This is a genomic window from Clostridium sp. CM038, from assembly GCF_055081105.1.
On the sequence record NZ_CM143651.1, the window covers coordinates 3,773,287 to 3,780,000 of the forward strand.

At 47.2% G+C, this 6,714-nt stretch carries 3 tRNA genes and 5 rRNA genes (1 of these 8 only partly in view); all 8 read right to left on the reverse strand.

The features are described 5' to 3' along the window. Positions 1 to 65: 65 nt before the first annotated feature. A 23S ribosomal RNA gene (locus tag ACWJKS_RS17370) occupies positions 66 to 2,991 on the reverse strand. 292 nt (positions 2,992 to 3,283) lie between these two features. Then, positions 3,284 to 4,801, reverse strand: a 16S ribosomal RNA gene (locus tag ACWJKS_RS17375). A 682-nt stretch (positions 4,802 to 5,483) separates the two neighbouring features. Next, positions 5,484 to 5,559: transfer RNA gene (locus ACWJKS_RS17380), tRNA-Ala, on the reverse strand. A 5-nt stretch (positions 5,560 to 5,564) separates the two neighbouring features. Continuing rightward, a tRNA-Ile gene (locus ACWJKS_RS17385) sits at positions 5,565 to 5,641 on the reverse strand. A 6-nt stretch (positions 5,642 to 5,647) separates the two neighbouring features. After that, a 5S ribosomal RNA gene (gene rrf / locus ACWJKS_RS17390) occupies positions 5,648 to 5,764 on the reverse strand. A 39-nt stretch (positions 5,765 to 5,803) separates the two neighbouring features. After that, a tRNA-Asn gene (locus ACWJKS_RS17395) sits at positions 5,804 to 5,878 on the reverse strand. Positions 5,879 to 5,883: 5 nt separating this feature from the next. Further along, a 5S ribosomal RNA gene (gene rrf, locus ACWJKS_RS17400) occupies positions 5,884 to 6,000 on the reverse strand. Positions 6,001 to 6,089: 89 nt separating this feature from the next. Then, positions 6,090 to 6,714, reverse strand: a 23S ribosomal RNA gene (locus ACWJKS_RS17405) (it continues 2,301 nt past the right edge of the window). Together the 16S, 23S and 5S rRNA genes with 3 tRNA genes alongside form the textbook arrangement of a ribosomal RNA operon.

Genomic DNA, 6,714 nt, shown 5'->3' on the forward strand with positions numbered 1-6,714 from the left:
AATTGCACAGTGAACTAGTCTTCTCGCTTACGCTTGAAGTATCGCTTTATTTCTAATTATATATTTAGGTCAAGCCCTCGACTTATTAGTATTAGTCAGCTGAACATGTTACCATGCTTACACCTCTAACCTATCAACCTGGTGGTCTTCCAGGAGTCTTACTAACACCGCACTTACGTGCGAGTTATGGGAAATCTCATCTCAGGGTGGGCTTCACGCTTAGATGCTTTCAGCGTTTATCCCTTCCAAACATAGCTACCCAGCGATGCCACTGGCGTGACAACTGGTGCACCAGAGGTTTGTCCATCCCGGTCCTCTCGTACTAAGGACAGCTCCCTTCAAATTTCCTACGCCCGCGACGGATAGGGACCGAACTGTCTCACGACGTTCTGAACCCAGCTCGCGTGCCGCTTTAATGGGCGAACAGCCCAACCCTTGGGACCTACTTCAGCCCCAGGATGCGACGAGCCGACATCGAGGTGCCAAACCTCCCCGTCGATGTGGACTCTTGGGGGAGATCAGCCTGTTATCCCCGAGGTAGCTTTTATCCGTTGAGCGATGGCCCTCCCACGAGGTACCACCGGATCACTAAGCCCGACTTTCGTCCCTGCTCCACTTGTAAGTGTCGCAGTCAGGCTCCCTTCTGCCTTTGCACTCTTCGCGCGATTTCCAACCGCGCTGAGGGAACCTTTGGGCGCCTCCGTTACTTTTTTGGAGGCGACCGCCCCAGTCAAACTGCCCACCTAACAATGTCCTGTGACCAGATTCATGGCCTCCAGTTAGAACCTCAGTACTGTCAGGGTGGTATCCCAAGGATGACTCCACACAGGCTGACGCCCATGTTTCTCAGTCTCCCACCTATCCTGTACAGACAATACCGAAATTCAATGCTAAGCTACAGTAAAGCTCTACGGGGTCTTTCCGTCCAATCGCGGGTAGCAAGCATCTTCACTTGCACTACAATTTCGCCGGATGTGTTGTTGAGACAGTGCCCAAATCATTACGCCATTCGTGCGGGTCGGAACTTACCCGACAAGGAATTTCGCTACCTTAGGACCGTTATAGTTACGGCCGCCGTTTACTGGGGCTTAAGTTCATACCTTCGCTTGCGCTAAGTAATCCCCTTAACCTTCCAGCACCGGGCAGGCGTCAGCCCCTATACATCAGCTTTCGCTTTAGCAGAGACCTGTGTTTTTGCTAAACAGTTGCTTGGGCCTATTCTCTGCGACCTACTTACGTAGGCACCCCTTCTCCCGAAGTTACGGGGTCAATTTGCCGAGTTCCTTAACAACAATTCTTCCGATGGTCTTAGGATTCTCTCCTCACCTACCTGTGTCGGTTTGCGGTACGGGCACCAATATCCTCGATAGAGACTTTTCTTGGCAGCGTGGAATCAGATACTTCGGGAATAAATTCCCTTCCCCATCACATCTCAGCGTTAAGAGCAAACGGATTTGCCTGCTTGCTCCGCCTAAATGCTTAGACACACATCCAATAGTGTGCACATCTTATCCTCCTGCGTCATCCCATTTCTAATAACGTCCATTGGTGGTATCGGAATATCAACCGATTGTCCATCACCTACGCCTTTCGGCCTCGGCTTAGGTCCCGACTAACCCTGAGAGGACGAGCCTTCCTCAGGAAACCTTAGGTTTTCGACCGTTAAGATTCTCACTTAACTCTCGCTACTCATGCCAACATTCTCACTTCTGTACCGTCCACCACTCCTTACGGTATGACTTCAGCCAGTACAGAAAGCTCCTCTACCGCGTACACAATTGTGTACACCCATAGCTTCGGTGGTAAGTTTTAGCCCCGGACATCTTCGGCGCAGGATCTCTTGACTAGTGAGCTATTACGCACTCTTTAAATGAGTGGCTGCTTCTGAGCCAACATCCTAGTTGTCTTAGAAATCCCACATCCTTTTCCACTTAACTTACACTTTGGGACCTTAGCTGATGGTCTGGGCTGTTTCCCTTTTGACTACGGATCTTATCATTCGCAGTCTGACTGCCGAAATAAAAGTATATGGCATTCGGAGTTTGATAGGGTTCAGTAACTGTTGTCAGCCCCTAGCCCATTCAGTGCTCTACCTCCATTACTCAATTAATCGACGCTAGCCCTAAAGCTATTTCGAGGAGAACCAGCTATCTCCGAGTTCGATTGGAATTTCTCCGCTATCCACAGCTCATCCCATGGTTTTTCAACACCAACGTGGTTCGGACCTCCACGGAATTTTACTTCCGCTTCATCCTGGCCATGGATAGGTCACCCGGTTTCGGGTCTACGACATGCAACTATGCGCCCTATTCAGACTTGGTTTCCCTTCGGCTCCGTACCTTAAGTACTTAACCTTGCTACATATCGTAACTCGTTGGCTCGTTCTACAAAAAGCACGCCGTCACACATATAAAGTGCTTCGACCGGTTGTAGGCACACGGTTTCAGGTTCTATTTCACTCCCCTTCCGGGGTTCTTTTCACCTTTCCCTCACGGTACTTCTTCACTATCGGTCACTAGGTAGTATTTAGCCTTGGGAGGTGGTCCTCCCAGCTTCCCACAAGGTTTCACGTGTCTCGTGGTACTCTGGATTAGATCTGACTGTTTTTCCTTTTCATTTACAGGCCTATTACCTTCTGCGGAGCAGCTTTCCAGCTATCTTCAATTAAGGAATTGCAGTATTTATGATCTATCCTCAACCCCCAGATCAAAGACCTGGGTTTGGGCTCTTTCCCTTTCGCTCGCCGCTACTTAGGAAATCGATGTTTCTTTCTCTTCCTCCGGGTACTTAGATGTTTCAGTTCCCCGGGTCTACCTCTGCATACCTATTTATTCAGTATGCAGTACATAGTTGTTACTATGTGGGTTCCCCCATTCGGAAATCTTTGGATCACAGGCTATTTGCGCCTACCCAAAGCTTATCGCAGCTTAACGCGTCCTTCTTCGGCTCCTAGTGCCAAGGCATTCGCCATGCGCCCTTTGTAGCTTGACCTTGATTCTGTCTATTTACATAGACGGTTATATTAATTTTGCGAAATTGTATTAAATCAATTTATAAACTACTTGCGTAGTTTTTATTTTTTTAAAACAACTTTTTTCACTGTGCAATTTTCAAAGAACATTTTAAGAAAAACTATTCATTATCTAACTCCTAAGAGTTAGATAAAATTAGTCTCTCAAAATTAAACAGAGAACTAGGTACGATTAATTACAATAGATATTTTTGAAGAACAAATTAATATTCTTCTATTGCATCGACCGAAGTCAATACATCTACTCCCTAGAAAGGAGGTGATCCAGCCGCAGGTTCTCCTACGGCTACCTTGTTACGACTTCACCCCAATCATCAATCCCACCTTCGGCCGCTGGCTCCTTACGGTTACCTCACGGACTTCGGGTGTTACCAACTCTCATGGTGTGACGGGCGGTGTGTACAAGGCCCGGGAACGTATTCACCGCGACATGCTGATTCGCGATTACTAGCAACTCCGGCTTCATGTAGGCGAGTTGCAGCCTACAATCCGAACTGGGATGAGTTTTTGAGTTTGGCTCCACCTTGCGGTCTTGCATCTCTTTGTACTCACCATTGTAGCACGTGTGTAGCCCTAGACATAAGGGGCATGATGATTTGACGTCATCCCCACCTTCCTCCCGGTTAACCCGGGCAGTCTCACTAGAGTGCTCAACTTAATGGTAGCAACTAATGATAAGGGTTGCGCTCGTTGCGGGACTTAACCCAACATCTCACGACACGAGCTGACGACAACCATGCACCACCTGTCACCCTGTCCCGAAGGACTTCGCCCATCTCTGGGTTATGCAGGGGATGTCAAGTCTAGGTAAGGTTCTTCGCGTTGCTTCGAATTAAACCACATGCTCCGCTGCTTGTGCGGGCCCCCGTCAATTCCTTTGAGTTTTAATCTTGCGATCGTACTCCCCAGGCGGAATACTTAATGTGTTAACGGCGGCACCGAGGTTCGACCCCCGACACCTAGTATTCATCGTTTACGGCGTGGACTACCAGGGTATCTAATCCTGTTTGCTCCCCACGCTTTCATGCCTCAGCGTCAGTTACAGTCCAGTAAGTCGCCTTCGCCACTGGTGTTCTTCCTAATCTCTACGCATTTCACCGCTACACTAGGAATTCCACTTACCTCTCCTGCACTCTAGACACCCAGTTTCAAATGCAGCACCCAAGTTAAGCTCGGGTATTTCACATCTGACTTAAATGTCCGCCTACGCATCCTTTACGCCCAGTAAATCCGGACAACGCTTGCCACCTACGTATTACCGCGGCTGCTGGCACGTAGTTAGCCGTGGCTTCCTCCTCTGGTACCGTCATTATCGTCCCAGAAGACAGAACTTTACAACCCGAAGGCCTTCATCATTCACGCGGCGTTGCTGCGTCAGGGTTTCCCCCATTGCGCAATATTCCCCACTGCTGCCTCCCGTAGGAGTCTGGACCGTGTCTCAGTTCCAATGTGGCCGATCACCCTCTCAGGTCGGCTACGCATCGTCGCCTTGGTGAGCCGTTACCTCACCAACTAGCTAATGCGCCGCGGGTCCATCTCAAAGTGGAATTTTCCGAAGAAAAATCCTTTGATGTTTCGATCATGCGACCAAAACATATTATGCGGTATTAATCTCCCTTTCGGGAGGCTATTCCCCTCTTTGAGGCAGGTTACCCACGTGTTACTCACCCGTCCGCCGCTAATCCACCCCGAAAGGTTTCATCGCTCGACTTGCATGTGTTAGGCACGCCGCCAGCGTTCGTCCTGAGCCAGGATCAAACTCTCAATTTAAAAGTTTACACTTTTTTAGTTGAAATGATTAATCTGCGACAACTGTTAAGTTGTTACGCAAGCTCATTACATACTTTTAGTCTTACGACTAAATTTTACTTTATACTAAAGTAATTAACTGGTTTAGCGAAATATTATTTCGCTATCTTTACCTATTTCTCTGTTTAATTTTCAAAGACCAATTTGCTTTGTCATCATGTGACGACTTCTACTATTCTACTAGGTATTTCTTGTTTTGTCAACAACTTTTTAAAAATTATTTTCATTTGAAAATATATTAAATAGTTATCAACAGTTAGCTTATCGTGCCACTTGTTTGTGACGACAAGGAATATTTTATCATAATAATAAAGTTGTATATTTGTTTTTTTTGTTATATATCCACGTTATTCTCCATTTACTCATTCTTTCATTATAATCCTTTGTTTTATATATATTGACACGCATGGTCAAGTATATAAGAAATTGTTTGTATTTAAGCATTTTATTTATTTATAAACGTTATTAAGAATTTTTATATTATAGAATTTCTAACAACATTAATAATCCACTTAAATCATCTCCTGCGGAGCTGCAATCTTGGAATAAAATCAACCGCTGCACAGGAGATGATTTAACCCAGTTTTTTTACTAACAACTTATTTATCTCCACAAAAAAAACAGCCCATATTGGACTGTTCTTTGGTGGAGATAAAGGGAATCGAACCCTTGACCCCCTGCGTGCAAGGCAGGTGCTCTCCCAGCTGAGCTATATCCCCACATATGGTGGACCTTCAGGGACTCGAACCCCGGACCGACCGGTTATGAGCCGGTAGCTCTAACCAGCTGAGCTAAAGATCCATATTTACCTGGCGACAACCTACTCTTCCACAAGGTCACCCCTGCAGTACCATCGGCGCATTGAAGCTTAACCTTCGTGTTCGGTATGGGAACGGGTGTTACCTTCATGCCATAATCACCAGATTTATTAATATCCGTCATATGTTATTATGTTTTAAAAAATGGCTCCGCGAAAAGGATTTGAACCTTCAACCTATCGGTTAACAGCCGAGTGCTCCACCGTTGAGCTATCGCGGAACATTACCTAGCGACAACCTACTCTTCCACAAGGTCACCCCTGCAGTACCATCGGCGCATTGAAGCTTAACCTTCGTGTTCGGTATGGGAACGGGTGTTACCTTCATGCCATAATCACTAGATTGAGAAAATAAATATTCTCTCAAAATTGCACAGTGAACTAGTCTTCTCGCTTACGCTTGAAGTATCGCTTTATTTCTAATTATATATTTAGGTCAAGCCCTCGACTTATTAGTATTAGTCAGCTGAACATGTTACCATGCTTACACCTCTAACCTATCAACCTGGTGGTCTTCCAGGAGTCTTACTAACACCGCACTTACGTGCGAGTTATGGGAAATCTCATCTCAGGGTGGGCTTCACGCTTAGATGCTTTCAGCGTTTATCCCTTCCAAACATAGCTACCCAGCGATGCCACTGGCGTGACAACTGGTGCACCAGAGGTTTGTCCATCCCGGTCCTCTCGTACTAAGGACAGCTCCCTTCAAATTTCCTACGCCCGCGACGGATAGGGACCGAACTGTCTCACGACGTTCTGAACCCAGCTCGCGTGCCGCTTTAATGGGCGAACAGCCCAACCCTTGGGACCTACTTCAGCCCCAGGATGCGACGAGCCGACATCGAGGTGCCAAACCTCCCCGTCGATGTGGACTCTTGGGGGAGATCAGCCTGTTATCCCCGAGGTAGCTTTTATCCGTTGAGCGATGGCCCTCCCACGAGGTACCACCGGATCACTAAGCCCGACTTTCGTCCCTGCTCCACTTGTAAGTGTCGCAGTCAGGCTCCCTTCTGCCTTTGCACTCTTCGCGCGATTTCCAACCGCGCTGAGGGAACCT